The organism is Mucilaginibacter flavus, from assembly GCF_030409315.1.
GTDB classification, from domain to species: domain Bacteria; phylum Bacteroidota; class Bacteroidia; order Sphingobacteriales; family Sphingobacteriaceae; genus Mucilaginibacter; species Mucilaginibacter flavus.
This window is the reverse complement of sequence record NZ_JAUFPS010000039.1, coordinates 43,648-70,589: the sequence shown is the minus strand read 5'-3', so window position 1 is coordinate 70,589 and position 26,942 is coordinate 43,648. Positions and strand designations below refer to the sequence as shown.

Annotated in this window: 22 protein-coding genes; 6 read left to right on the top strand and 16 right to left on the bottom strand. The window is 41.8% G+C overall.

All coding sequences use genetic code 11. From position 1 onward, the window contains the following. Positions 1-268: 268 nt before the first annotated feature. Entirely contained in the window at positions 269-1,897 is a 1,629-nt protein-coding gene (locus QWZ17_RS18640) for a GDSL-type esterase/lipase family protein (RefSeq protein WP_290306805.1), read from the bottom strand. 139 nt (positions 1,898-2,036) lie between these two features. Here QWZ17_RS18640 and QWZ17_RS18635 point away from each other — a divergent pair, with 139 nt between their 5' ends. After that, positions 2,037-2,504 carry a hypothetical protein gene (locus QWZ17_RS18635; RefSeq protein WP_290306804.1) on the top strand — a complete coding sequence of 156 codons (468 nt, stop codon included), beginning with the start codon at positions 2,037-2,039 and terminating at the stop codon, positions 2,502-2,504. Between the two features lie 101 nt (positions 2,505-2,605). On the opposite strand, the gene QWZ17_RS18630 is transcribed toward QWZ17_RS18635, so the two are convergent. From QWZ17_RS18630 to spt, 13 genes are all read right to left on the bottom strand, one after another. Beyond that, positions 2,606-3,022, bottom strand: a complete 417-nt coding sequence (locus QWZ17_RS18630) for a BLUF domain-containing protein (RefSeq protein ID WP_290306803.1) — start codon at positions 3,020-3,022, stop codon at positions 2,606-2,608. A gap of 133 nt (positions 3,023-3,155) precedes the next feature. Further along, the gene (locus QWZ17_RS18625) at positions 3,156-3,917 is read right to left on the bottom strand and encodes an MBL fold metallo-hydrolase (protein WP_290306802.1); all 762 of its coding nucleotides are present in this window, start codon (positions 3,915-3,917) and stop codon (positions 3,156-3,158) included. Next, positions 3,914-4,186, bottom strand: a complete 273-nt coding sequence (locus tag QWZ17_RS18620) for a hypothetical protein (RefSeq protein WP_290306801.1) — start codon at positions 4,184-4,186, stop codon at positions 3,914-3,916. Before QWZ17_RS18620 ends, QWZ17_RS18625 begins: the two co-directional genes overlap by 4 nt. Before the next feature lie 284 nt (positions 4,187-4,470). Continuing rightward, the gene (locus tag QWZ17_RS18615; protein ID WP_290306800.1) at positions 4,471-5,019 is read right to left on the bottom strand and encodes a CAP domain-containing protein; all 549 of its coding nucleotides are present in this window, start codon (positions 5,017-5,019) and stop codon (positions 4,471-4,473) included. Between the two features lie 144 nt (positions 5,020-5,163). Continuing rightward, positions 5,164-5,943 carry a hypothetical protein gene (locus QWZ17_RS18610; protein ID WP_290306799.1) on the bottom strand — a complete coding sequence of 260 codons (780 nt, stop codon included), beginning with the start codon at positions 5,941-5,943 and terminating at the stop codon, positions 5,164-5,166. A gap of 240 nt (positions 5,944-6,183) precedes the next feature. After that, positions 6,184-7,131, bottom strand: a complete 948-nt coding sequence (locus tag QWZ17_RS18605) for a phosphatase PAP2 family protein (RefSeq protein ID WP_290306798.1) — start codon at positions 7,129-7,131, stop codon at positions 6,184-6,186. Position 7,132: 1 nt separating this feature from the next. Further along, a complete protein-coding gene (locus QWZ17_RS18600) occupies positions 7,133-7,759 on the bottom strand; it encodes a sterol desaturase family protein (protein ID WP_290306797.1) in 627 nt (208 codons plus the stop codon). A gap of 195 nt (positions 7,760-7,954) precedes the next feature. Beyond that, entirely contained in the window at positions 7,955-8,677 is a 723-nt protein-coding gene (locus tag QWZ17_RS18595) for a CDP-alcohol phosphatidyltransferase family protein (protein WP_290306796.1), read from the bottom strand. 24 nt (positions 8,678-8,701) lie between these two features. Next, positions 8,702-11,254, bottom strand: a complete 2,553-nt coding sequence (locus QWZ17_RS18590) for a DUF5686 and carboxypeptidase-like regulatory domain-containing protein (RefSeq protein ID WP_290306795.1) — start codon at positions 11,252-11,254, stop codon at positions 8,702-8,704. Between the two features lie 594 nt (positions 11,255-11,848). Next, positions 11,849-13,174 carry an inositol-3-phosphate synthase gene (locus QWZ17_RS18585; protein ID WP_290306794.1) on the bottom strand — a complete coding sequence of 442 codons (1,326 nt, stop codon included), beginning with the start codon at positions 13,172-13,174 and terminating at the stop codon, positions 11,849-11,851. A 197-nt stretch (positions 13,175-13,371) separates the two neighbouring features. Beyond that, the gene (locus tag QWZ17_RS18580; protein WP_290306793.1) at positions 13,372-14,358 is read right to left on the bottom strand and encodes an NAD-dependent epimerase/dehydratase family protein; all 987 of its coding nucleotides are present in this window, start codon (positions 14,356-14,358) and stop codon (positions 13,372-13,374) included. Next, the gene (locus QWZ17_RS18575; RefSeq protein ID WP_290306792.1) at positions 14,355-15,473 is read right to left on the bottom strand and encodes a GNAT family N-acetyltransferase; all 1,119 of its coding nucleotides are present in this window, start codon (positions 15,471-15,473) and stop codon (positions 14,355-14,357) included. Before QWZ17_RS18575 ends, QWZ17_RS18580 begins: the two co-directional genes overlap by 4 nt. A gap of 116 nt (positions 15,474-15,589) precedes the next feature. Next, positions 15,590-16,795 (bottom strand): serine palmitoyltransferase, encoded by a 1,206-nt coding sequence (spt, locus tag QWZ17_RS18570; protein ID WP_290306791.1) that lies wholly within the window; start codon positions 16,793-16,795, stop codon positions 15,590-15,592. A 363-nt stretch (positions 16,796-17,158) separates the two neighbouring features. Here spt and QWZ17_RS18565 point away from each other — a divergent pair, with 363 nt between their 5' ends. The 3 genes from QWZ17_RS18565 (at position 17,159) to QWZ17_RS18555 (ending at position 23,002) form a co-directional block, all read left to right on the top strand. Next, positions 17,159-18,511, top strand: a complete 1,353-nt coding sequence (locus QWZ17_RS18565; RefSeq protein WP_290306790.1) for a TolC family protein — start codon at positions 17,159-17,161, stop codon at positions 18,509-18,511. Positions 18,512-18,574: 63 nt separating this feature from the next. Beyond that, positions 18,575-19,750, top strand: coding sequence for an efflux RND transporter periplasmic adaptor subunit (locus tag QWZ17_RS18560; RefSeq protein WP_290306789.1), 1,176 nt, complete (start codon positions 18,575-18,577; stop codon positions 19,748-19,750). Between the two features lie 72 nt (positions 19,751-19,822). Next, positions 19,823-23,002: an efflux RND transporter permease subunit gene (locus QWZ17_RS18555; protein ID WP_290306788.1), complete on the top strand. Its 3,180-nt coding sequence runs from the start codon at positions 19,823-19,825 to the stop codon at positions 23,000-23,002. Positions 23,003-23,346: 344 nt separating this feature from the next. Here QWZ17_RS18555 and QWZ17_RS18550 read toward each other — a convergent pair whose 3' ends face one another. Further along, positions 23,347-24,090: an SDR family oxidoreductase gene (locus QWZ17_RS18550; RefSeq protein WP_290306787.1), complete on the bottom strand. Its 744-nt coding sequence runs from the start codon at positions 24,088-24,090 to the stop codon at positions 23,347-23,349. Positions 24,091-24,193: 103 nt separating this feature from the next. Here QWZ17_RS18550 and QWZ17_RS18545 point away from each other — a divergent pair, with 103 nt between their 5' ends. Next, entirely contained in the window at positions 24,194-24,547 is a 354-nt protein-coding gene (locus tag QWZ17_RS18545; RefSeq protein WP_290306786.1) for a winged helix-turn-helix transcriptional regulator, read from the top strand. 400 nt (positions 24,548-24,947) lie between these two features. Further along, positions 24,948-25,523: a hypothetical protein gene (locus QWZ17_RS18540; RefSeq protein ID WP_290306785.1), complete on the top strand. Its 576-nt coding sequence runs from the start codon at positions 24,948-24,950 to the stop codon at positions 25,521-25,523. A gap of 149 nt (positions 25,524-25,672) precedes the next feature. On the opposite strand, the gene QWZ17_RS18535 is transcribed toward QWZ17_RS18540, so the two are convergent. After that, entirely contained in the window at positions 25,673-26,866 is a 1,194-nt protein-coding gene (locus tag QWZ17_RS18535; RefSeq protein ID WP_290306784.1) for a pyridoxal phosphate-dependent aminotransferase, read from the bottom strand. Positions 26,867-26,942: the final 76 nt, after the last annotated feature.

Sequence of the window (26,942 nt, the reverse complement as noted above, 5' to 3'; positions counted from 1 at the left end):
TGTGGAGAACTATAGAAGAATCGCATAAAAAATGATTCTTTTAAATAAAATTTGGATATGTCGTAGACCTATAATACGAGGAGATACGGCGGAGCAATCTCCTACTTACAGAGCGGCTCTGTATAGTCGGGGATTGCTTGGTGCCTCGCAATGACGCGTTTTATATGTCACTTCCTCCTTCACAGTCCACGGATTTTATAACTCGCAATGACGGGTACTTTTTGTTTTCGGAACTTTATGAAACTACTTTCAGTAGCTTATAAAACAATTACTTACGCTTCCTTTTTAAAGCCCTCTCCTTTGGAGAGGGTTGGGTGAGGCTAAGGCTGAGGCTCTCCGCTATCGCTTTCTCTACCATCGGCTCCATAATCCTGTAGCCTTCAAGCGTGGGGTGCACACCATCTTTTGCCAGATTTGGCGGTAAACCTTTACGCTCATCGGCCATGGCCGAAAAATAATCGAGGTAAACCATATGGTTCTTTTCGGCAAAATCCTTAATCATGGCGTTCAGCACCATAACTTTAGGGGCCGGTTGCATAGTTGGTTTCCATGGAAAAGCAAAGGCGGGCAGGGTAGACGATAACACTACTTTAATACCAGCTTCCCTGGCCAATATCGCCATTGATTTAATATTGCCAAATACATCTTCCAGTTTAATTGGGCCGTTGTTTTCGGCAATATCATTAATGCCCGCCAGGATCACTACTACAGCGGGTTTCAAATCTATCACATCATCCCTAAAGCGGACTAACATTTGGGTGGTAGTTTGGCCGCTAATGCCACGGTCGTAATAAGGTTTTCCGTTCCAAAAAGCAGGGTCGGCACCTAACCAGAAATCGGTAATGGAATCGCCCATATAAACTACTCGTTTTTCACCTGGGGCAGGGGCGGGTACTTTTGCGTTATCGGCCTGGTAACGTTTAACGTTGGCCCAATCTTTATGAAAGCCGGCTTCCCAGTTTTTACGATTGTTTTCGTCGTCAATTGCTCTTTGTTTGGGCGATTTTATTTTAGGATCGATGGGGGTAAGGAAACCTTCAAGATCAAGCCAATCGCCAAAACGTTCCATCCAGGTATCGGTAGGGATATTTTGCGTGCGCGATCCGAAACCATGTCCGCCTTTGGCATACATATGCAGTTCGGCGCTGTGTTTTGATGCTATCCATTTACTGTAAATATCAACGCTATGCGGGGCAAGGCCAAGCTCATCATCAGTAGCCGCAGCCAAAAACATCGGCGGTGCATCGGCGGCAATGGCGGTTTGTAATTTTTCGGGGAAGAAGGGATAAATGGGAGCCGCAAAATCTGGCCTGTTTGCCGCGGTGTAGCCGTAGGCCGTAGCCGCTGCTAAAGTTCCGCCTGCCGAAAAGCCCAATATGCCTACCCTTTGGGCAGATACACCGTATTCTGCAGCATGTTCACGTACGTAAGCTATGGCGTTACGGGCATCGGCAATGCCCAGGTAAATTACTTTGGCTACTTCATCCGGGTAATCCTTTTTAGTTCTCCTTTCGGTCATTTCCTTTACCGGGTTATCGGTAAAGCTGTGCATTACCCTATATTTTAATACAAAAGCGGCAACGCCATGCTGGTTAAGCCATTTGGCTTCGTCGCTGCCCTCCATGGTAACGTTTAAAGTGGTGAAACTCCCTCCCGGGCAAATGATTACCGCGGTACCGGTAGCAATACGCGGATCTGGTAAAAAAGCGGTTAAGGTAGGATGAGTTATGTTGTAGGCTTTTTCGGTATGGTATGAATTTTCAAATGTGGTGGCCTCGGTCCAGTCCCAGTTTTCAGATCCCGGCGCATTGCCCGGGTATAATGGTATTACTTTTTGTTGCGCGCTTGCGCCGGCGGCAAAAAGCGCCAGCAATGTTAAGATAGAGGTGATTTTCATAAACGGAAGTTGTGGGCCTAAAGTAATGCTTAAATGTAAACTGGGTGTATAGTTTCTGTATAAATTGCATTACATTAAGGTATTGAGCCACATATTAAGTATCTTCAGTATTTACGGAATCTAATCGTTTTTGTATTTGATGATGACACGCCAGGACTTGCTGAAAATATTACTTTTCGCTGTATTGCCGGTATTGTTGAGTTGCAGTCCGCACACCAAAACTTTTGTGAGCGATTGTAATGACGATGACTCACCGGTTTATAAGCGCGTCCCCTTTACCGAACTGGTAAACCATTTAAAGAAATACGACAAGCAATATGTAGAGGTTACCGGCAAATATATTGAAGCACCAGAGCAATCGGCCCTGTTTAACGATAGCCTTTTTGCCGATCATTCTATTAAACAAGCCATCTGGATTGACTTTAACCCCGATTGCCCCCTATATTTAAAAGGCACACGGATAGGCTTGTTTCAATACAATAACGGGCAGTTTACGCAAATCAACAATAAATACGTAACTATTAAAGGTCGTGTTGACGCGCACGATACCGGGCATTTAAATCAATACAAAGGCGCTATTGAGCGGATTAGCTATATTGATTTGTAACGCAAAGAATTTGCCCGACTAAGCGCAATCATTTTGTCCAAAAATCTTTTGTCCTTTGTCCAACAGTCTACTCGTCTAACAGTCCCAAAGTCCACTCCTCCCTAATAAGTAAGGTTATTGGCCTTGGCAAATATCTTAAGCATATTTGCGGTAACATGATCATTACTGCCTAAAAAACTCGGATCTATTGGGTTAAGGAAGCCTTCAAAGGCCTGTAAGGTTTCGGCATTTACCGATGCGAAAGCCATCAGCCAATCCGGAAAATTTCTTTGGTTGATAGTCCCGGTCATTAGCTTAATAACATTTTTATGCCTGGTATCCAGTTCAATATTTTTAAAAAGCTGGCTAAGGTTATCTTTTTCGCCCTCAAGTACCTGTATAAAGGTACCCTGGCTGTAAAGAAGCATTCCTGTTATGTGGTGTACTTTGTTTTGAGTGCGGGCTACGGTTAAAATATCTAATAATTCTTCTTCATTCATCAGCCTTTTGGCTGTGCTTACATAAACTAAGTACTCCATTTACAGGTGAGATAGGGGATTTATATTCAAATAACAATTATAATTTTTATAACGTGCAAACACATAAAAAGATTTTGCATTTGTGTAATTATAATGTTATTTGATATTTCTAAAAGTGCTGAAACGGTGATACTTAGATATCAAGCGTTAACCCGTCATAAGAAAGGAAGATGTTTGGAGGGAGTTCTTTTGCAATATCCTCATGTTTACCTAAGCGGTGGCTGATGTGTGTGAAGTAGGTAGTTTCGGCACCAATGTCCTGAGCGAAAGCGATAGCTTCGTCAAGCGTAAAATGCGATATGTGGCTTTCCTTTTGCAAGGCGTTTATCACCAGTATTTTGCTGCCTCTTATCTTTTGCTTTTCGGTTTCTGATACCGTTTTGGCATCGGTGATATAAGTGAAATCATTTATCCGGAAACCGAGCACGGGTAAACGATAATGTAAAACTTCTATCGGGATAAATTCGACACTGCCTATGTTAAAAGGCTCTAAACTTATGTTGTGCACTTTTACCTGGGGTATGCCGGGGTAGCCGGTGCCATCAAAAACGTAGGGAAATTCACGGGTTAAAGCCTTGCGTACCCTGGAGTCGGCATAAATATCAACCGGCCCACCCTGGAAGTAGTTGAAAGCGCGGATATCATCCATCCCCGCAATATGGTCTTTATGCTCGTGGGTATAAACTATGGCATCCAAACGTTTTACGCCGGCTCGCAACATCTGGTACCTGAAATCGGGTCCCGAATCAATGACGATGGTTTTGTCTTCGGCTTCAATTAAAACGGAGGTGCGCAGGCGCTTATCATGCGCATCGGTGGAGGTGCAAATTTCGCAGCCGCAGGCAATAACAGGTACACCCTGCGAAGTTCCGGTTCCTAAAAATGTTATGGTCACAGCTGCAATTTTGTTTGTTTAATATCCTGCAAAAATGCAATCTGTTTATCGTCGAGCAGTTTCTGGTCAACATCCAGCTCGCGTAAAAGTTCAACCAGGGCCAGTATTTTGCTTTCCAGGTTTGAAAAGCGGTTTACGATGATGAGCCGACTGTTAAGCAGCAGGCAGGCACCGGTTTTAAAATTTCCTTTTTCATACCTAACCTTGTAGCCTGCTGTTTTAAGCAGCATTTCCAGTTTTTCGAGGGTATGGTTAGTGGCCGGTAGCATTATTTCAAAAATAGTAAAATTCCTTTAGATGTGCGGATATGCAGATTTCAGATTTTAAATGTGCAGATATGCAGATTTCAGATGTGCAAATTTTAAATGTGCAAATTTGGACTGTACAAGCTCAAATATGAAGTACCGCATATGTTTTTCTATTGGGAGAGCTATAAATTCTTATTTTTCAAGATCTTACAAGCCGTTATATCTCAAATTGAAATAATTAAAACCTCCCATCTAATCTGCACGTCTGGAATTTGCACATCTGCATATCTGCACATTTGAAATCGTCAATCCTTAATCACCTTATATTTTCCCGATTTAATGAGTCTTTGTTGCTCGGCGGTGAATGAGGTTCTGCCACCAAAATCCTGTACCCAGTAGTCATTGTATTGGGCTACGCCAACTTCTTTAAAATCGCGGTTCATGAGGTTTTTGCAATGTCCTTCGCTTTTAAGCCAGCCATCCATTACTTCGGCAATGCTTTGCTGGCCCTGGGCGATGTTTTCGCCTATAGCAAAGCTTTTAAAACCTTTAAACGTGTAACCAGCAAAAACTATCCTATCCTCCATACTGCGCCCATCCTGGCTGGTATGGCTAAAATAGTTGCGTTTAGCCATATCTTTGGCATGACCCATAGCCGCATCAAACAGCTTATCGTTCCAGGTAAGGGGAGGGGCAGGCGGAAAATAGGTATCGCCACAATTGCAACCTTTTGTGCGTGTTGCATTTATGGATGCTAAAAACTCATTTTTAAATTGTGTGCTTTGAGCGTATGCAGTGCCTAAATGAAATAATGATACAACTATAAAAACAACACAAGCAATTGATCTTTTCATACCTGTTCAGACAAATAAAGCAGTCTTGGGTTTAATGATATCAGCGGGGTTTTCTAATCCTGATGCGCCACTTGCTTTTCTTTTTGCGTCGCCTGTAATAAACCATTACGGTTATGGCCATAAGCGAAAGCGCGATGATCAATACTACAAGAAGGTGATATGCCTTGCCGAAGCGAGCATTCGCCCTCTCCTGAAGTTGGTTTTCAAGTTGGAGGTATATACTTTTTTTTTGGCTATTACAGAATCCTGTTTTTTGATCTGGATCGAATCCTGTTTGGCTACCATAGCCAGTTTATCTATTTCGGCCTGGTGAATGCTATCGTCCAAAAACTCATGCCTTTTTATAGCTATGGCAGCTTTTTCATAGTTCTCCATCCGTCTATATAAAGCAGCATAGCCAACCTGTACGGCCGATTCATTTTTAGGGTCTTTATTTTTAACAGCGATGGTTAGTGCTTCATTCAAATCGCCCATGGCAAGGGTATAATCTTTCATATCGCTTTTAATGGCCGATAGCTCTATTAATGAAGCTATAATATTAGGCGCATCGTTTCTCTGGCGCGATATGGTGTTTGATTGTAAAATGAACCACTTTGCCTGTATGTACTTATGCTGCGAGCGGTAAATTTTTGACAGGCTGTTATAAGAAGTTCGTAACCCAAGGGTATCGTTATACACCGAATATACATGAAGCGCCAGCATAGTATAGTTTAGGGCTTCGTTTTGATAATAGTGTCTTAAGTTGCGGTTAGCAACCGTATCGTAGTTTATATACTGAGCTGCAATTTGGGTATAGATAGGACCTTTTAATGAATCGCTTGTGAGCTGTAATTTTTGCTTAAGGCTATCAAGGTCACCAGCATAAGCTGATAGTTTGGGAGCGGCTAAGGCTATGAAGATGAGGCAAATAAGCAGTTTTTTCATATAGGGGCTATCGAATATACCAATATGTTTTGATAATTGATAGTCAAATAATGTGCCTGTTTATCAGCGGGATGAGTGAAAAATGAATAAGATGGCTACATTTTATGCGTTTTTACGCTTTAATGGCGGTTTTTAGCTTTGTTTGCATGTCGAAATTTATTCAACATTGGCTATGGTTTTTTTCCACATATCAACGTGAATAGTAAATAGTACATGATTTTACCTCAAAAGCTGTCAGTTTTACTGAACAATAACACGTTCGTAGCTAACAAGGCGTTGTTGTAGCCAGGTGGATTTGGCAAGCAATAGGTTGAAGAGCGAAATACCCGTGATAGCCGTGGTAATACCCGCCAAAACATCAAGCACATAGTGGTGGCTTGCATACACCGCGGTAAACCAAATGCCCAGCATCACCACGGCAAAGAATACATTAACAATGCCCAACCTGTTTTTAATGCCGTAGTAAACAACTATAACCGGGTACGATGAATGTAAAGAAGGCATAGCCGCGAAAACGTTAGATCCCTTGGCGTATATTGATTTAAAGATGTTGGCATGAAAGTAAGCATCAAACTTGGCCAGGCCCGCTGTGTTGCCCTGGGTTAGGGGGTGGAATAGTAAGCCGTGATACTGCACGTACCATGGCGGTGCAGCCGGAAAGGTATAGTAAACCACAAAACCCAACAAGTTAACCAACACAAAAGTGAGCGAGAACCTAAGGAACTGCGCTTTGTTTTTGAAAAACAAGTAAGCTGCAAAGCCAAGTGGTACGGGAATCCAGCACAGGTAAAAAATGCCAGATACAACATCAATAAAAGTATTGCCATTAACACGCCAGTATTCGTTGGGGGTTAATAGTTGCCCTCGGTAGTGAATGCCGAATAATTGTTTCTCGAAATTATAAATATCGGCTATGTGTACCGGGTTAAAATTATAGTTGGGGAAGGCTTTCATATAATCAAATATGATCCAGTAAACTATAAAAATGGTAAAGCCGAGGATGAATTTACGTGTGGGTACCGATAGATAAAACAGTACATTGAAAATTAATACCAGTGTAAGTTCATCGCTTTTATAGCCTATTAAAAAATACGAAAGTACCAGGTAAGCAATCGATAAGAGCGAAACAACCAGGATACTTTTGCTATTGATGGCAATGCCGGTATTTGGAGTACTGCTACTATCCACCTTATTTTTTTAAGAAACCTGAACGGAATATTTTATCCCACAATGGCGAGCTTACGCCATAACCCCTATCAGGGTCCTGGTAGTGGTGCAGCATGTGGTGTTGTTTTATCTTTTTAAACAGACCGCTTTTAAAGTTAAAATGATGCATTGCGTAGTGCGATATATCATAAAATAAATAACCTAATATAAAGCCCGGGAAAAAGCCAAACACATAGTTAACAGGCAATATGGCTTTAAATAAAAAGAAAAAGCCGGTAGCAAGGGGGATGCTTAACGATGGAGGTAATACCAGACGTTTGGCATCGCTGGGGTAATCATGGTGTACGCCGTGCATAATAAAATGCAGTCTTTTTGCCCATTCCCAGTTTTCGTTTGGTTTAAGGTGAAAAACAAAGCGGTGCATAATGTACTCCGTAATAGTCCAGATGAATAAGCCTAAAATAAAAAGCTCAATGTATTTGATGATATCTATCCCGTTGGTAAAAGCCAGGTAGGTAGAGTAAATGATGACTGGAACAAAAATATATAGAGGCACGGTAAAGTGAACCTTTGATAAACCCTCTAAAAAGTTACTTTTAAACATTCTCACAGATTCCTGTGAGTTAGAAATATAATTCTTTTTTGCCATAGCACATATCAGGTTTAAAATGTTTAACGATCTTTCTGCCTGTTATTTAATCTTTGATTTTTAATTAATTACCGGTAAATATGGTTTGCAGATATTTGCCTGCAATAACCATTAATTTACGGTTACGAAGATATGATATTTTGGTAAGCGGCTTTTAAGTTTTATGTAATGAGCTTTTGCCCACACCATCGAAAACTACAAACCCTCTTCTTCCTGTTTTATCAACGCTTTTTTTGCTTCCCTAAGCCTGTTAAAGGCCGTGATATTGGTAAGCACTGCTAATAATACCAGCGGGAAGGTAAATATCGATATCGGTTCAAAAATATGGAACTTGATACCTGGTACAAATAATTTATAGTTGCCACCAATATACTGGGCAACAATACCACTCGCTAACGCGCAAACACCAATGGTTACTACGCGCTCGGGCCTTTGCATTAAACCACCTTTAACCTCAACGCCTAAACCTTCGGCACGTGCCCTTACATAGCTAACCATCATGGAACCTATTAAGGCTATAAATGCAGCTATCGAGCTTATAAAATAGTGATGGCCAACCAGGTAGTAACAAATACCTAAAAACATGATCAGTTCGCTGTAGCGGTCAAGTACGGAATCGTACAAAGCGCCAAAGGTCGATTTCATGTTACCCAGGCGGGCTACCTGCCCGTCGAGCATATCAAACAAGCCTGCAAACAGGATGAGGCCGCCGGCCCAGCCTACGTAGCGTAAATCGCCACGGTTACCTTCTTCGGCACCTAATATAAAAATGGCAGCAACACCAACGTTAAGTACAAAACCAATAGAGGTAACCGCGTTTGGGGTTAAACCAACTTTGATCAGAATTTTCACTACCGGATCAATTACCCGGTATATACCTAACTGTAGGTTTGTTCTTAGCGATATTTTCTGTTCCATTTGTATTAGTTTGGTGTTACAAAATTAAAAATCAAATTTGATTCTGGTGCGGATACCCCAATTTGCTACATTAGGGTGATCTAAATAATTAAAACGCTCTACAAAATCAACCCTGATGAGCTTAAATATGTTCTCGATACCAACACTTCCTTCAACATACGGTGTACGTCCCAATGTGTAAGTTAAAGGAACACCATTTGCATCAGTTGGTAACTGGTACAGCGATGGGTGGATTGATGGATCATTCTTATCACTCAAGCCGCCGTATAAAACTTTAAGCGATAATGTTTCGCGCCATTTAAGTTTTTTGAACAAAGGTACTTTATTAAAGAAGAAACCCATAAAGTGCTGGTCAATTCTTATTCCTTCGTAGTGATCATACACAAACTCCAAAAAGTTCATTAAGTTGTAGGAGTCAATATCATAAGCATAGGTTTGGTTAGCGTGAGGTATACCCAATAGCGGATAAGGCACAGTACCAAACAATTTACCACCATAAACAGCCACATCCGCATAACCTAACTGCGATTCGTAAACACGTTTATCAATACGGGCATCAAATTTTTGGTAGTTATACTCGCCACCAAATACATTTTTTAAACCAGCTGTGTATTGTAACTGGAAGATAGGGTATTTATTTGGTAATGGGATACGATAAATTTTACCCTGGTAAAATTCTTCATTTGGCGCGTAACGTATGCCGGCTGTAAGCTCGGTGGTAGTTAGGTTATGGATTGTACCAAACTCTGGACTGTTAAAATACAATGAACCTGCCGGCGATTGTGTCCATTTATTGAAGCCCGCTGTGTATGAAAAATGGCTTTCAAACTCATGTACATAATCTATCTTATAGTTATCATTATACAGGTATTTATCGTTTACACCGCGTTTAAATGATAACAGGAAGTTATCCTCCTCCACAAACTGCAGGCTTGCACCAGGGATTTTGGTATCGCGCTGAAAACTCGCCCTGATATAATTTTGCGGGAATTTATAGATAGACTTGTTGTTAAGCGAGTAAGTAGCGCTTAAAAAGCCTTTAAACTTCTCATCTTTAAAACCATAAGCCAGGTAGGTTTCAAAGTAATAACGCTTGCTTAAGTTTGGCGTAGTACGGCCGCCTAACCTCAGTTTAAAACCTTCAACCGGGTTGAAGCTGTAAAATGTATTCGCGGGGCCAATTTCAAACTTATCAAAGCCTTTATATCCTGCAAGTAAAATAGTTGCTATATCAACCGTACGTTTAAAGGATGGCATATCCTTTAAGCTATCAATGTTTTTATAAACTTTTGATTCGGCAGTTGTTAACGTATCCAGGCGATTTTTTTGCCAGAATGCGTCATTCCGGTTTTTAGCCTCGTCAGATGATTCTTCTGATTGCTTGGTGTAAGCGGTATCTGGTCTTGGGTTATTTACCACATAGTTACCATAGGTAATGGTACGCATACCAAACAGGCTGCTTTTGGCATCTTTTTTAGTAGCTCCAAAATCGGCAATGGTGGTGCTTTTGCTCAGGTGGTAACGGTTATCCGGGTTTTGCTGAAACTCCAGGTTAACCTGTATGGAGCGGATAAAGTTGATATTAATGTGTTTGTTCACCAATAAATCGGCTTTTTCAACAGCATAGTTACCATCAAGGGTAATGTAAATACGGCCTTCAAATAATACGTCGTTGGTGTTACGCGGCGTAAAGCTCAGTTCAACTAACTTTTGGTTTTTAGCATCGGTAATGGTATCGGTGATAAAAAACTTGTAGTAGTTTGGCGAGTTATCCGATATCGGGCTTAAAAACTGGCTGGTTATCAGTAATATATTGTTATCGTAAATGTTAACCTTGGTGTATAGGTGTTTGAAATACTGGGCCAAACCCGCGTTATCAACCGCCGGACCGAAATTCACATTCTTTTCACCCAAAACAATCTCCCTGTTTTTTTCAGGATTTTTGCGGTAGTAGGTTTGTAATAACTTCTCGTTCAAAAAGATAGGTAATATTGATTTACCGGGGATAGACGTGCTATCGCGGTTATCTAATATAAACTTATACTTCCTGAAAAATTTACGATCGCTAAACTGGGTAGATACATTGGCCGCGCCAAACATCATTTTATCATATTCCCTGTACTCTACATAGTTATAAGCTTCGGGACGGTTTTTCTCTTTGTTTTCAATAACCTTACGAATCAGCTCCACAGCTGGGTTATCTTTATTACGGTATTTAGGTTTTTTGCCTGCTTTAATGTTAACCTCGGTAAGTTGTTGTGCCGATGGAAAAAGCTTAACGTTAATTACCTGTTCTTTACCGGGCACAACGCTTAAAAACGCATCTTTATAACCTAAAAAAGAAATTTTGATTTGCTTATAAGTTTGATCGGTTGTGGAAATACGGTACTTACCATTGTTATCGGTAGTAACGCCGTTGGTGGTACCCGTAAAGCCAACCACAACAAAAGGTAGAGTTTGTTTATTACCCGCATCAGTTACCGTGCCCGTAATTACTGTTGTTTGAGCAAATAATGCGGTAGCAGAAAAAAAGAATATTGAGAAAAATAAACTTTTGTAAAATTTTTTAAAATCCATGTACTTTATGCAATTATGCAAATACAAACTCTTTTTGATTGATAAATAGTAACGGTAACCTAACCAACTAAACCCCTTTTTGAATGCCGATATTAATTATCAGTTCAAAAAATAACAGACCGATCAACCGCTTTAATCATCTTTCTCCCGTCCGTCTGTTTTGTGCTAAACCTGCTTTAAACACGTTTTAAGCACTTTTACAACCGTAAATGCAAGCCTGTAACTGCGTTTCAAAGGTAAAAAAAATCCCTACAGACTAATGTGGTCAAAAAGTCAAATATTGTCGACATTCTGTATTGAACGGTTACCCGCGCAATAAATTACCTTCAAATTATACAATATTTAAAACAGCCTAAATAAATACCTAACATATGCTTCAATCATAGGTTTTATTTGTACAAGTTACGTAATATATTGATTTTTAGATGTGACGCAATGTTTAGCCGTTACAAGAGTACTAAAAATTATATGCTCGTAGTGTAACAAAATTAAGCGTTTAACAATTATTAACAGTTAACTAATAGGTAAATATTGGGTAAAAAGAAAGCCGCATAAAGTATAAGTTTACGCGGCTGTTCTTTTTATGAGGGATGATTATGCCCGGTCGGCAAACATATCGTCATAGTAATCTAAACCAAGGTGAGTAATCAGGTCTTCGCCCATCAGGTAACGCAGGGTGTTCTCTAACTTAATCAGTTGTTTAAATATGTCATTCTCAGGGTGTAAACCATCGGCAGTTTGCGGCGATTTAAGGTAGAATGATAACCACTCCTGGATACCGCTCATGCCTGCACGTTTAGCCATATCGCTAAAGATAGCCAAGTCAAGCGCGATAGGGGCAGCAAGGATCGAGTCGCGGCAAAGGAAGTTGATTTTGATTTGCATTTTGTAACCCAACCAGCCAAAAATGTCAATGTTGTCCCAGCTTTCTTTGTTATCGCCGTGTGGCGGGTAGTAGTTGATACGGATTTTGTGGTAAATGTTACCATAAAGCTCCTTGTTATCTTCTGGTTTAAAGATATCTTCTAATACGCCCAGTTTTGAAACCTCTTTGGTTTTAAAGTTATCCGGATCATCCAGTACCAAACCATCGCGGTTACCTAAAATATTGGTCGAGAACCAGCCGTGTACACCTAATGAACGTGCAGCAAGGCCTGGTGCCAAAACTGTTTTCATTAAAGTTTGACCGGTTTTGAAATCTTTACCGGCGATAGGGGTTTTTGTTAATTTAGATAGCTCAATTAACGCCGGAATATCAACGGTTAAGTTAGGGGCACCGTTTGAGAAAGGTACACCTAATTTTAAAGCCGCGTAAGCGTAGATCATGCTTGGTGCAATCAAATGATCGTCATCTAACAAAGCCTGCTCAAAAGCGGCTAATGACTGATGTATGGCTGATGCTTCGTAATAGATCTCGGTTGATCCGCACCATACCAATACAACACGGTCCAAACCGTTTTTTTCTTTAAAGTTGGTAATATCTGCCATTACCTGCTGCGCTAACTCATAACGGGTACCGGTTTTAACGTGGGTAGCAGTTAGGTTTTTAGCATAGTTTTGATCAAAAGCGGCCGTCATTGGCACAATGGCTTCTAACTCCGATTTTACCGCGTTTAACAACGATGGCTCCAAAACCTGGGCGTTTATTGCAGATTCGTAAACGTTATCTGTGTAAACATCCCATCCGCCAAAAACAATATCGTTTAATTGGGCTAATGGTACAAATTCATTGATCTTAGGGTTACGGTTTTCGGTACGTTTACCTAAACGGATATGGCCCATTTGTGTAAGGGAACCAATTGGCTGCGAAATGCCTTTTTTTACAGCTTCAACGCCGGCAATAAGCGTGGTAGCCACTGCACCTAAACCTGGGATCAGAATACCCAATTTGCCTTCGGCGGGAGAAATTTTACCTTTCATTGTAATTATTTGTTGTTTTTTAGTTGTTGGGGGTAAGGCCCTTTAACTGGCTTACCGGTTTACCTTTATGGCGGGCCATAAAAGAGTTTGTTTTGTATTAAGTTATTGATTGTTAATTTACTTAAACGTTTAAGTAAATTAAGCTGATTTTATATTTTATTAATTTTTATTGCAAAAAATGTTTAATTATTTGTGTTTTACAGCCAGTCGTTTGCCCGGTACCATTTTAAAGTTTCTATCAGGCCTGTTTTTAAATTATACGCAGGATAAAAGCCAAGTTCGGCTTTTGCTTTCTCAATATCAACACTCCAGTTAACGGCCATAAGCTCATTTAGCTTTTCGGTATTGAGTATAGCGGCTTTATTGCTCAAAGAACTCACTTTTTCTGATATTGACGCTATTATTTTTATAAATATTACAGGTAAATGAAATTTAAAGGTTTTTAAGCTCATGGCTTCCTTTGCTAAGTTACCTAACTCATATTTACTGTAAAAATTGCCATCGCTTAAATTATAGGCTGCAATGTTGCCACTATAAAGCGATTTTATAGCCGCTTTGGCTACATCCTTAACATATATAAAGGTAAGCTTTTGCTCGGCTTTGCCCATGTATGGCTCAATACCGCGTACCAGTTGCTTAAAAAATATAAAGATACCGGTATCGCGCGGGCCATAAATGGCCGTGGGGCGCAATATAATGTAGTTTAAATTTTCAACTGTTTTTAACTGTTCTTCGGCAAGCAGTTTACTGCGGCCGTAGGCAGTTACGGGTTTGGGTTTGCTGCCTTCATTAATGGAACCCACCAGGCTTTTAAGGGGGCCAAGGGCAGCCAGGCTGCTAACCAGCACAAACTTTTTTAAATTAATGCCGGCCTGCACCGCTGCCGAGGCAAGATTAAAAGTATAGGTGGCATTGATCTGATCATACTCGGCCTGTGAACGGGCCGCGGTAACGCCGGCCGCATGGATGATATAGTCGGGTTTAATATCGGCAAGCTGCTGTGTTAAAGCAGGCACATCGCGGTAGCTCAAATTTACAAACTGAACATCAAGGTGTTGCAGATGATTTGTTTTGCTTGTTTTACGCACCGCCGCGTATACTTCAAAATTGTTTTGTAAAGCTTCCTCAATTATATGGAAGCCGGCAAAGCCGCTTGCTCCGGTTATTAAAACCCGTTCCCTCATATCGCTTTCTGGTATAACCTGTATTTTTTGTACGGATCACCTTTTATCGCCTCAATAGCGCGGTTTACCATATCATTATGTTCTAAAGTCCAGCCGGCTTCGGCATGTTTAAAGCCTTTAGCTTTGTACTCACGGATGATGGTGCCATACAAACAGGCTTCAATACCCATTTTACGATAGCCATCTATAACCCCCAACGCGTAAATACGGATACTTTGAATTTTCTTTTTACCCAACAGTAATTTAAATATACCGCTCGGTAATAACCTGCCGCGTTTTATCTTTTGAAATATCTCGTTATAGTTAGGCAGTGCTAAACCAAAGGCAACTATTTTGCCATCCTGCTCGGCAACCAACGCGAAATCCGGATCGAGGATCAGTTTCAAATCTTTGGCCAGGTAATCAAACTCATCATCAGTTAAGGGCACAAAGCCGGTATTTGCATCCCAGGCCGAGTTATATACCTCGCGTAGTTTTGCAGATTCCTCCTTGAACTTTTTTAGGTTGATTTTACGGATGATGATGTTATTGCGTTTTAACCGCTCCTCTAACGAGTTTAGCAACCTTACCGATTTATCGTCATAAGCTTGACCGTCCCAATGCCAGGCAATCAGGTCAACATCTTTATCCAAGCCATAACTTTCTATCAGCTTAGCATAATAGGGCTTGTTGTAGGTTTGCATTAAAAACGGCGCGCTGTCAAAACCCTGTATCAGCAGGCCGCAAGGCTCATTGGTGCTAAAGTTTACCGGACCTAATAGTTTGCCGCTAACGCCCCTGTCCTTAAGCCAGCCGGTAACCACATCAAACAGCAGGTTTGATACTTCGGTATCATCTACACAATCAAAAAAGCCAAAAAAACCATCGTTTTTTTTATTGTACTCGTTGTGGGCATTGTTAAGAATAGCGGCTATGCGGCCAACTACCTTACCATTGCGGTACGCTAAAAACGGCTGTACTTTGTTGTGTTTATGAAAGGGGTGCTTGGTTAACAGATCGCGCTGGGCAATAAACAGTTCGGGAACGTAGTTTGGATCGCCCTCATACAAATCATGCGGAAAATCAATAAATGAGGCCAACTCGCTTTTTGAACTAACCGTTACTATTTTTATCATGAGTAGTGTATCCTAATTGAATGCCCTGAGGGCTATATGAACGTAAAAGTCCGTGTGTATAGGCTTGTTTTATTAAAACAGCAGCCAAATATACACACGGACAGTTTATTAGCTTATTATATTTTTTCTTTAACAGAAGTAACGCCTACTTCTTTAAATACTCTTGATAGTTTTTCAACAGCTTCTTCAATTTGCTCAAAAGTATGGGTTGCCATTAATGAGAAACGCAGTAATGATGAATCTGAAGGTACAGCCGGCGAAACAACCGGGTTAACAAATATACCGGCAGCCTGCAACTGTTTGGTTACCAGGAAGGTTTTCTCGTTATCGCGTACAAAAATAGGCAATATCGGGCTTTCGGTAGGGCCAAGGTCAAAGCCTTCTTCTAACAAAAGTTTCATGGCATAATTGGTATTATCCCAAAGCTTTTGCATTCTTTCCGGCTCCGATTCCATGATATCTAAAGCAGCGATAACACTACCTACAGATCCTGGAGTCATGCTGGCGCTAAACATTAATGAACGGCCGCGGTGTTTAATATAATCAACAGTGTCTTTATCGGCAGCAATAAAACCACCCAATGAAGCCAATGATTTACTAAAAGTACCCATGATCAGATCAACATGCTCGGTAAGGCCAAAATGCGAGGCGGTACCTGCACCTTTATGCCCGATAACACCCAAGCTGTGCGCGTCATCAACCATGATGTTTGCTCCGTACTGATCTGCAAGCTGAACTATTTCCGGTAACTTAACAATGTCACCTTCCATGCTGAAGATACCATCAACGGCAATAACCTTAACAGCTTCTTCGGGCAATAAAGCCAGTTTGCGCTGCAGGTCGTTCATATCATTATGCGCGTATTTTAAAACTTTTGAAAACGACAAACGGCTGCCATCAATGATGCAGGCGTGGTCATACTCGTCTAAAATAATATAGTCATTACGACCGGTGATGCATGAAAGTACGCCCAGGTTTACCTGGTAACCAGTGCTGAATAAAACGGCGGCTTCTTTGCCAACTAAGCTGGCCAGCCTGTTCTCTAACTCAATATGAATATCCAGTGTACCATTTAAAAAGCGCGATCCGGCACAGCCTGTACCGTATTTATCAATCGCTTTTTTTGAAGCTTCTTTAATTTTAGGGTGATTGGTAAGGCCTAAGTAAGAGTTAGAGCCAAACATTAATACCCTCTTGTTATCAATTAATACTTCAGTGTCCTGAGCAGACTCAATAGGCCTGAAATAAGGATACAATCCCCTTTCCCGGAGCATATTTGCAACCTGGAACTCGGCGATTTTCCCATGTAGTTTTTTAACCATGTATTAACTCTGCTTTAATTTTTTGTAAAAGTACCATGAATAAGTAAATAACTTATATGGTGAGTGTAATTTTTTTTAAACAAGCCCTTCCAAAACAATTTTGGAATAAAGCCGTATTAAACCACATGGCAAATTAATTAAAATTTTTATTTATTTGCTATCTCTAATTTTCATTTTTTTATAAAATGGCCTAAAACTGACTTTTTAACCATTTTTTAATAAAGTTTAAGTAAAATTCTTGTGGTTGAATTATATTTGATAATAATAATCACATATTCGCACATCTCCCGTGTAATTGGGCTAAAACTATAAGGCCTTTCTTTTGTAGTTTAGGCTGATAGCATCGACTTCTTTATCTGTCTTATGAAAAAAACAAAGTACTTAACCATCTTCACGATAGTCAATTTAACATTAATTTTACATTCAACAGTATTTGCCCAAACCGCAATGGTAAATGATACCATTAGCGGCGCGATAACACTAAAACAGGCCGTTGAATATGCCCTGCGTAACCAACCCGCGGTAAGGCAGGCCTCAATTGATGAACAGATTAATGAGCGCGATATCAGGATAGGTTTATCAGGATGGTTGCCGCAATTGAATTCATCGGGCTTATATAATTACTACTTTAAGGGGCAGCCACAGGCCGGCTCATCGGGCGCAAATATCCCGTCGAACGCGGGCAGTATCCGTAATTTATCAACCATAGGACTAACTGCATCGCAGGCTATTTATAATGCCGATGTGCTGCTGGCCGCTAAAGCATCTAAATATTCGCGTGAGTACTATAAAGAGAATACCATTAGCAGCCAGATAAGTGTAGTATCTGATGTAAGCAAGGCTTTTTTTGATGTGCTGCTATCGCAAAAACAATTAGATATCACTAATGAGGATATTACCAGGTTGCAACGCAGCTTAAAAGATGCAACCAACAGGTACCAGGCCGGCGTATCTGATAAAACAGATTATAAACAGGCTACCATCGCCCTTAATAATTCTGTAGCTACCCGCAAAGCAACAGAAGAATCTATTAAAAGTAAAACTGCTTATTTAAAACAAATTATGGGCGTTGGCGGCAACAAGCCAATAGCACTGGCTTATGATTCAACCCGCTATGAGCAGGAAGCCGCTATTGATACCAATCAAACATTAGATGTAAATAACCGTATTGAATATCGCCTTTTACAAAGTAATAAAGCGCTTAAAAGCTTAAATATCAATTATTACCTGTACGGGTATTTGCCATCGGTATCGGCGGTGGGCAGTTATAATTACGCTTATTTCGCGCACGATTTTGATAACCTTTACAAGAATGCTTACCCAACGGGTTACGTAGGGTTAACATTAAACATCCCTATTTTTCAGGGGACAAAGCGCCTGCAAAACTTAGCTAAGGCGAGATTGCAGGTTGAACGTGCCGATCTGGATATCATCAATACAACAAATGCCATCAATACCGAATATGTGCAGGCATTGGCTGGTTACAAAAGCAACTACACCAGCTACAAATTAGTGCGCGAAAATGTAGACCTGGCAAAGGATGTATATAAGGTAGTAAGCCTGCAATACCGCGAGGGGGTAAAAACTTACCTTGATGTTATTGTAGCACAATCAGACCTGCGCACTGCCGAACTAAACTATTACAACGCCTTGTTCCAATTGCTGGCCAGCCGTATTGACCTGCAAAAAGCATTGGGTACACTGCCGGTACAGTAACAATATAAAAGGCATCGGCCGGATGCCTGTATAAGTAATAACATAAACGAACAAATCACTATAATGAAAAACAGCTATATATATTGGTTAGCCCCTGCCGCATTGTTAACATGGGCATCATGTGGTAAACATCAGCAAAAATCTGCTGCCCAGCCGCCAACCCCGGTATCGGTAGCCCAGGCCAAAGTAGCCGAAGCCACCTATTATGATAGCTACCAGGGTACGGTTGTATCTATCAACACGGTTGAACTACGCAGCCAGGTACCTGGTTTTGTAACCGGTATATTTTTTAAAGAGGGCGATGTTGTTGAGAAAGGTAAAGTGCTTTATGAAATTGATAAACGTAAATACGAAGCCGCGTATCAACAGGCCCAGGCCAATGTACTAAGCGCACAGGCCAACCTGGTAAAAGCGCAAAAAGATGTTGACCGTTATAATATGTTGTTGAAAAATGACGCTATAGCCCGCCAAACGGTTGATCAGGCTGTGGCTACTTATGAAACCAATAAAAGCGCCGTTGCTGTGGCTAAAGCCGGAGTTGCATCTGCCGCTACCGATCTTTCGTACGCAACTATCAGGGCACCTTTTACGGGCAGGATAGGCATTTCGCAGGTAAGGCTTGGTACACAGGTTGCCGCGGGTACTACACTGATGAATACAATATCTGCCGAGCATCCTATTGGCGTTGATGTGGTAATTAATGAGCAGGATATTAACCGTTTTTACGCGTTGCAAAAAGCAAGCACCGATACCACCTTTAAATTACAGCTGCCCGATGGCACTACTTACAACAAAACAGGTAAGGTGCTGGCAATTGACCGTGGCGTTAGCAGCGGAACAGGTAGTATTAAAGTACGTATCCAGTTCCCTAATGAAGATGATGTTTTGAAAGATGGCATGAGCTGCGTTTTGCAGGTGTTGAACGGTCAATCAGGGAACAGGGTTCAGATCCCAAACAAAGCGGTAACCGAGCAAATGGGCGAGTTTTTTGTGTTTGTTACCCGCGATACCACCGTTAAAGATACTGCCGAAGATAAATCGGTAAAAGACAGGCAGGATACCCTGGCTAAACAGATTAAAGTAAAGCTTGGTCCGCGTGTTAATACCAATATAGTAGTATTGAGTGGTATTAAAGAAGGCGATAAGGTAATTACCGACGGCTTCCAGCGCTTGCGCGATGGGGGTAAGGTTACTTTGGGTACAGGAGCACCTGCACAGGGCGCGGCACCTAAAAAGTAAGTTTATTTATTGAATAGAAGAGGTTTAAACAAGTAGCGGGGCTGCGGCCCCCAAAACTTAATCATAAGTATAATGATTGCAGATGTTTTTATAAAACGACCGGTAACCGCGATAGTGATCTCCTTAGTGATTGTAATTGTTGGTTTACTGGCGATGACAAGCTTACCTATAGGGCAATACCCGGATATTACCCCACCAACGGTTTCTGTTACAGGTACCTATACCGGTGCCGACGCGTTAACAGTTGAGCAAACCGTGGCCACCCCTGTGGAGGTACAGGTGAACGGTGTTCCCGGCATGACCTACCTGCAAAGTAACAGTAGCAGCAACGGCCAGATGAGTATGACCGTTAACTTTGATGTAGGTACCGATATTAATATCGCCGCGCTTGACGTGCAAAACCGTGTAGGTATTGCCTTGCCTACCTTACCGCAGGAAGTACAGCGTTTAGGTATGGTGGTACGTAAACGTAACCCAAGTATTTTGATGCTGGTGGCCATGTTTTCGCCAAAGGGTACGCACGATGTAACTTTTACCGATAACTATACCAACGTATTCATCAAAGACGCGATATTACGTACCAAAGGCGTGGGCGACGTGGTAACCCGTGCCGATGACTTTAGTATGCGTATCTGGCTTAACCCCAGTAAACTTGCCTCGCTGGGCATGACCGCGGCAGATGTTACCGCGGCCCTGGCCGAGCAGAATGCCCAGGTTGCCCCTGGTACCGTAGGTGCCACGCCACAGCAAAAAGCCCAACCTTTTGAGTATTCGGTATTGGTAAAAGGCCGTTTAAGCAAGCCCGAGGAATTTGGTAATGTAATTGTTAAAACCGTACCAAGCACCGGTGCCATTGTGCATTTGAAAGATGTGGCCCGTATTGAGCTGGGTAAATTCAACTACTCTGGCAACTCGTTTGTTGATGGTAAACGCGCCTCATACCTGTTGGTTTACCAGGCACCAAACAGTAACTCCCTTGAAACTGCCGATAACGTTTATGCTACTATGAACGAGCTTAAAAAGAGTTTCCCGGCCGATGTGGATTATGTGGTGCCTTTTGAAGCGATAACTGTTGTTAAGGTTTCTGTAAGCGAGGTGGTTGATACGTTATTAATAGCTTTGGGACTGGTAATTGTAGTGGTATTTTTATTCCTGCAAAACTGGCGCTCAACGCTTATCCCGGTATTAGCTATCCCGGTATCTATCATAGGTACTTTTATATTCTTTATTCCGCTTAACTTCACCATTAACACCCTAACGCTTTTCGGATTCGTACTGGCGATAGGTATTGTGGTGGATGATGCCATTGTAGTAGTAGAGGCTGTACAGCATTACATGGACGAAGAGGGGATGACACCCGTTGAAGCAACCAAGCATGCCATGGCCGATATTTCGGCACCGGTAATCGCTATCGCCCTCATCCTCGCGGCGGTGTTTGTGCCGGTAGGGTTTGTGCCCGGCATAGTAGGGCGGCTTTACCAGCAGTTTGCCATCACCATCGCTATTTCGGTATTGATTTCGGCATTTGTGGCGCTATCATTAACACCTGCGTTGTGTACACTGCTGTTGCGTCCGCATAAAATAGATGAAAAGTCAAAAGGGCTTAACAAGTTTTTCTTTGTGTTTAATGAGTGGTTTACCAGGGTAACAGGCCGGTACAGAAACACGGTTGATAAAGGTATCAAGCATTCCAAATTCATCATTATTATATTGGTGTGTATTATCATCGGTACCATACTTTTATTCAGAAGCAAACCATCGGGCTTTATTCCCTTGGAAGATGACGGACGTGTGTATATTACTTATGATTTGCCAGAGGCTTCCTCAACCGGCAGAACCGTTGATGTATTGCACCAGATGATGGCCACGTTGGATAGCGTGCCCGAAATTGCGCATTATGCTGCCTTAGGTGGTTTGAACGCCATCAGCTTTGCAAGTAAATCAAACAGCGCGACCATGTTTGTGCAGCTTAAGCCATGGGACGAGCGTACAGATAAATCGCAACAGATTACTGCCCTTGTTGGCAAGCTCACTAAAAAGCTGGCACGCTTTAAAGAAGCCAATGTAATTGTAATTCAACCGCCTGCTATACCAGGTTTGGGTAGTACCGGTGGTTTCTCGTTCATTTTGGAAGAGAAAGCAGCCGGTGGCGATATCAAGAACTTTGAAAAGGTGCTTAAAAACTTTGTAGGCGCGGTAAACCAACGCCCCGAAATTGCAAGGGCCTTTACCTTCTTCACCGCCAGTACGCCTGCATACCAGCTGACCATTGATAGGGAAAAGGCCAAAAAATTAGGTGTTGCCATATCTGATGTTAACAGCGCGCTGCAAACCTACTTAGGTAGTACCTATATCAACGACTTTACCATTTATGGCCGAAACTTTAGGGTATTGGCACAGGCCGATACCGCTTACCGCAGTAATATTACCAATATAGGGCAGTATTTTGTACGTAACCAGTTTGGTACTATGGTGCCTTTAAGTACGCTTACCTCTTACACAGTAATTGAAAACTCGCCGTTGATTGCGCACTACAACTTGTTCCGCTCGGCCGAGATTAACGGTAGCACAAAACCCGGTTTTAGCTCGGGCGACGCGATTACGGCCTTGAAAGAGGTAGCTGCCAAAACACTGCCGCAGGGATTTGGGTACGAGTTTTCGGGCTTAAGTCGTGAGGAGTTGTTATCGGGCTCAAAAACGGTGTACATATTTGCCCTTTCTATTGGGTTTGTGTTCCTGTTCCTGGCTGCATTGTATGAAAGCTGGTCGGTGCCGTTCTCGGTACTGCTATCGGTTCCTTTGGGAGCATTCGGCGCTATTTTGTTCTTAACCTTTTGGCCTAACTTAACCAATAACGTATACGCCCAGATAGGTTTGATAACGTTGATAGGTTTGGCGGCGAAGAACGCCATTTTGATTGTGGAGTTTGCCAAGGAACGTGTGGACAAGGGTATGAACCTGGAGAAAGCAACATTAGAAGCTGTAAGACTTAGGTTGCGCCCTATCATCATGACTTCAATGGCCTTTATATTGGGTGTTGTGCCATTGATGATCGCATCCGGTGCAGGTGCCGAGGCCCGTAAAACCATTGGCTGGACCGTGTTTGGCGGGATGCTTACCGCTACATCATTGGCTATTTTTATAGTACCGGTGTTATATTACACCATTACTAAATTTTCATATGGTAAAGAGAAGCTTGCCGAAATGGAAAAAAATTATAAACCCGACGAAGGGCATAGTCACGAGGTTTAATAAAATCTGAAATATTGATAAAATGAAAAATGGCCGGAGAAATTCCGGCCATTTTTGCTAAACGGTCGATTGAAGTTTAGCACCAGCATTAAACCGATTTAGCGGTTGCCTCGCATGGTTAATTTAAAATTCTGGCGGACTTTGAAAGTGGGAATGACAAAAAACGGGGTCATGCTGAGTTTGTAAATCCAGGGACTCTGAAAGTGAAATGACAACATCAAAAAATGGGGTCATGCTGAGCCTGTCGAAGCAGGCGGGCGAAGGCCTCTGCGCACGAGTCTTCGACAGGCTCAGACTGACAGCCTTCTTTAAAAATTACAATTTGTCATAGATAGCTCCCTTGCTTATTTCGTAGCATAGTTGATATAGCCACCATCAACCAGAAATTCTGCACCGTTGATAAAGCTTGCATCATCAGAGGCCAGGAACAAAACAGTTTTGGCAATTTCATCGGCATCGCCTAATCTTTGCAAAGCAGTTGCTGCAGCCAAATACGCTTTGGCTTCCGGCGGTATAACAGACTCCAGCCCCGGCGTTTGCACAGGGCCGGGACTAACAATGTTTACCCTGATCTTTCTATCGGCCAATTCATTAGCCGCTATCTGCGCTATTTTGTTTAACGCCCCTTTGGTAGCCGAGTAAATGCTGGTACCCACGTTGGTAGCGGTAGCCACCGTTGAAGATGTGAAGATAACCGAGGCCCCATTAACCAGGTGAGGGATCAGCTTTTGCAGCGTGAAGTAGTGCCCCTTTACGTTGGTATTAAACTGGGCGTCAAAATCAGCTTCTGTAGCCTGTTCAATCGGTGTGAATGTAGCTATCCCTGCGTTAAGGAAAAGTACATCTACTTTGTTGCCAGCTTGGGTAACAGCTTTTTCTAAAACTGCAATTTCTGGTAGCTGTGCCGTATCGGCCACTACAGTTTGCAAATTGGGGCTGTTGATCTCGGCCGCGGCCTTTTCCAGGTTGCCGGCGCTTCTGCCGGTGATCCATACATTTGCCCCTGCGTTAATGAATGCTTTGGCGGTTGCCAGCCCAATTCCGGTGCTGCCGCCTGTTATAACTACGTTTTTACCTGTAAAATTCATGTTTAAATTTTTATTGTTTACGATGCAAACTTAGTATACACGAATTTATTTTAGTTACTTTGTAACCAAAAGTAACAGTAACTTTTGGGTAACAAGGTAACTTATGGCTGACTATGTATGTGCGGTAGGGCACAAAAAGGAAATTATGGCCGTTCATGACGCGATGGATGTGCTTAACGGTAAATGGAAAATCTCCATCATCTCATCTATCTGCTATTATAACAAACGCCGGTTCTCTGATATTTTGAGCGATGTAAATGGTATATCAAACAAAATGCTGAGTAAGGAACTAAAAGAGTTAGAAGTAAACAAGCTGATAAAACGGACCGTTTTGGATACCCAGCCGGTAACAGTGCAGTATAACCTAACCGAGTATGGCAAAACATTGCAAACCATAATCAACAACCTGGCCGATTGGGGGATCAAACACCGGCAAATGATTATAGATGATATGTAAAAACAAAAAAGGAGAGCCTTAAAACTCTCCTTTTTTGTTTTTGGCAACCGAATATCCTGTTTGCCAATCCCCGCTTTTGGCGCTTTTTCGTTTAAACCAAACAGAATTTAGTCAAATGAATACACTATCCTGAACAGTAGTGTTCCTGTTTTCTGTACATTAATTCCATGTTAAATTACTTTCTTTAAATGATGCTTTTGCTCCCTTTTGGAGCAAATTAGGGCGTTGATTATCAATATTTAAGCAAAGAAATCATGTAACATACCTGTTATAAAAGAGCGTTTTTAAACTGTCATGCCAATATCACAAGCATCAAAAAAGGCTACAATGGCAAAGTATTTGTAAAAGTGGTGTCAACGCGGCGATAAAAACCGCGGACTATTTACTAAAAATTACAACTATGAAAACAATGACAAAAATTATAGCAAGCGCTTTTACAGCAGCAGCTATATTTATCGGAACAAATGTTAAAGCTCAAACTACCCCGGCAAACGCGCTTCGTTTTGGCGTAGGTGTTGAAGGTTTATTACCAGTTGGTAATTTGCATGATGGTTCTAACGTTGGCTTGGGTGGTACCGCCCGTTTACAATATGGGGTTAACAAAAATGTGGCATTAACGCTTACATCTGGTTACTATAACTTTTTTGGAAAGTCGTACAGCTCAAGCGTTAGCGATGCAACATCAACAACTACTGTTACTGTAAAAGGCAGGTCGTTGGGTATAGTACCGGTTAAAGCAGGTATCAAAGCCTTTGTTGCCGATGGTTTCTATTTCTCGGGTGAGGCAGGTGCCGGTTTTGAAGTTCACGAACCAGTTGCTGGTGAAGATAAAAGCACTAAGTTGATCCTTTCACCAGGTTTAGGTTATGCTACCAAATCATGGGATATCGGTGCCCGTTATGAAAACTTCTCAGGAGGTAACAGCGGTAACTACGGTACAATTGGTTTACGTATAGCTTACGGTTTCGGTTTATAAAATGTCTGAATCAGAATTTAAAAATGAACAGAATTAGCTGTTCGCCTTTAAACAAAAAAGGATAATGCAAAAAGGATCGTCACGACGATCCTTTTTGCATTATAATAGATTCTGAAAATTCTTAAATTCTGTAAATTCTGATTCAGAATTTACACCAGTTTCCCCAACGCTTCTTTAATCCTTCTTACCGCTTCAATCAGTTTATCTTCCGCAGCAGCGTATGATAGGCGGATAGATTTAGGATCGCCAAATGAATCGCCGCCTACGGTTGCTACGTGTGCTTCTTCTAACAGGAATATCGAAAGCTCATCTGCATCTTTAATGGTTTGGCCATTGTAGCTTTTACCAAAAAACGAGGTAACATCAGGGAAAAAGTAAAATGCGCCATCGGGCAGGTTTACTTTAAGGCCGTCAATTTCGCTTAGTAATTTGTAAACAATATCGCGGCGTTTTTTGAACGCGGCTTTCATTTCCAATACACTTTCTAACCCGCCCTCGTAAGCGGCCACGCCGGCACGTTGGGTGATAGAGCAGGTACCAGAGGTAACCTGGCCTTGCATTTTATCACAGGCGGTAGCGATCTCTTTGTTTGATGCTGTGTAACCAATTCTCCAACCGGTCATGGCAAATGCTTTTGACCAGCCGTTGATAATCACCACACGATCTTTAATATAATCAAATTGCGCTATCGACTCATGTTTATCCACATAGTTAATGTGCTCATAAATCTCGTCGCTTAAAATATATACATGCGGGTTTTTCTCAAATACCTTGGCCAGACCTTCTAATTCATCTTTGCTGTAAACACTGCCTGTAGGGTTACATGGCGATGAAAACATGAACAGTTTTGTTTTTGGCGTAATTGCTGCCTCTAACTGCTCGGGAGTGATTTTAAAGTTTTGCTCAACAGTGGTATTGATAAATACACTTACACCTTCAGCAAGTTTAACCACTTCGCTATAGGACACCCAGTAAGGGGTAGGGATAATTACTTCTTCGCCCGGGTTAACCAAACATAGTACCGCGTTGGCAATTGCCTGCTTGGCACCTGTAGAAACTACTATCTCGCTAAAATCATAATCAAGTCCGTTTTCGTTCTTCAGCTTGGCAACAACCGCTTTGCGAAGATCCGGATAGCCCGCTACGGGTGTGTAGTAGGTCATGTTTTTATCCATGGCTTGCTTCGCAGCTTCCTTGATGTGTTCGGGAGTATGAAAATCAGGTTCGCCGAAGCTTAAGCTGATCACATCTACGCCTTTTGCGGCAAGTTCACGGCCCAATTTGGCCATTTTGATAGTTGCTGATTCGGACAGGTTATTTATCCGGTTACTTAATGTGCTCATATGAATTGTGTTATCGCGGCAAATATAGAAAATAACTTTACTGCTACTTACGCTTGTTATTTATAAATTTGCGGCC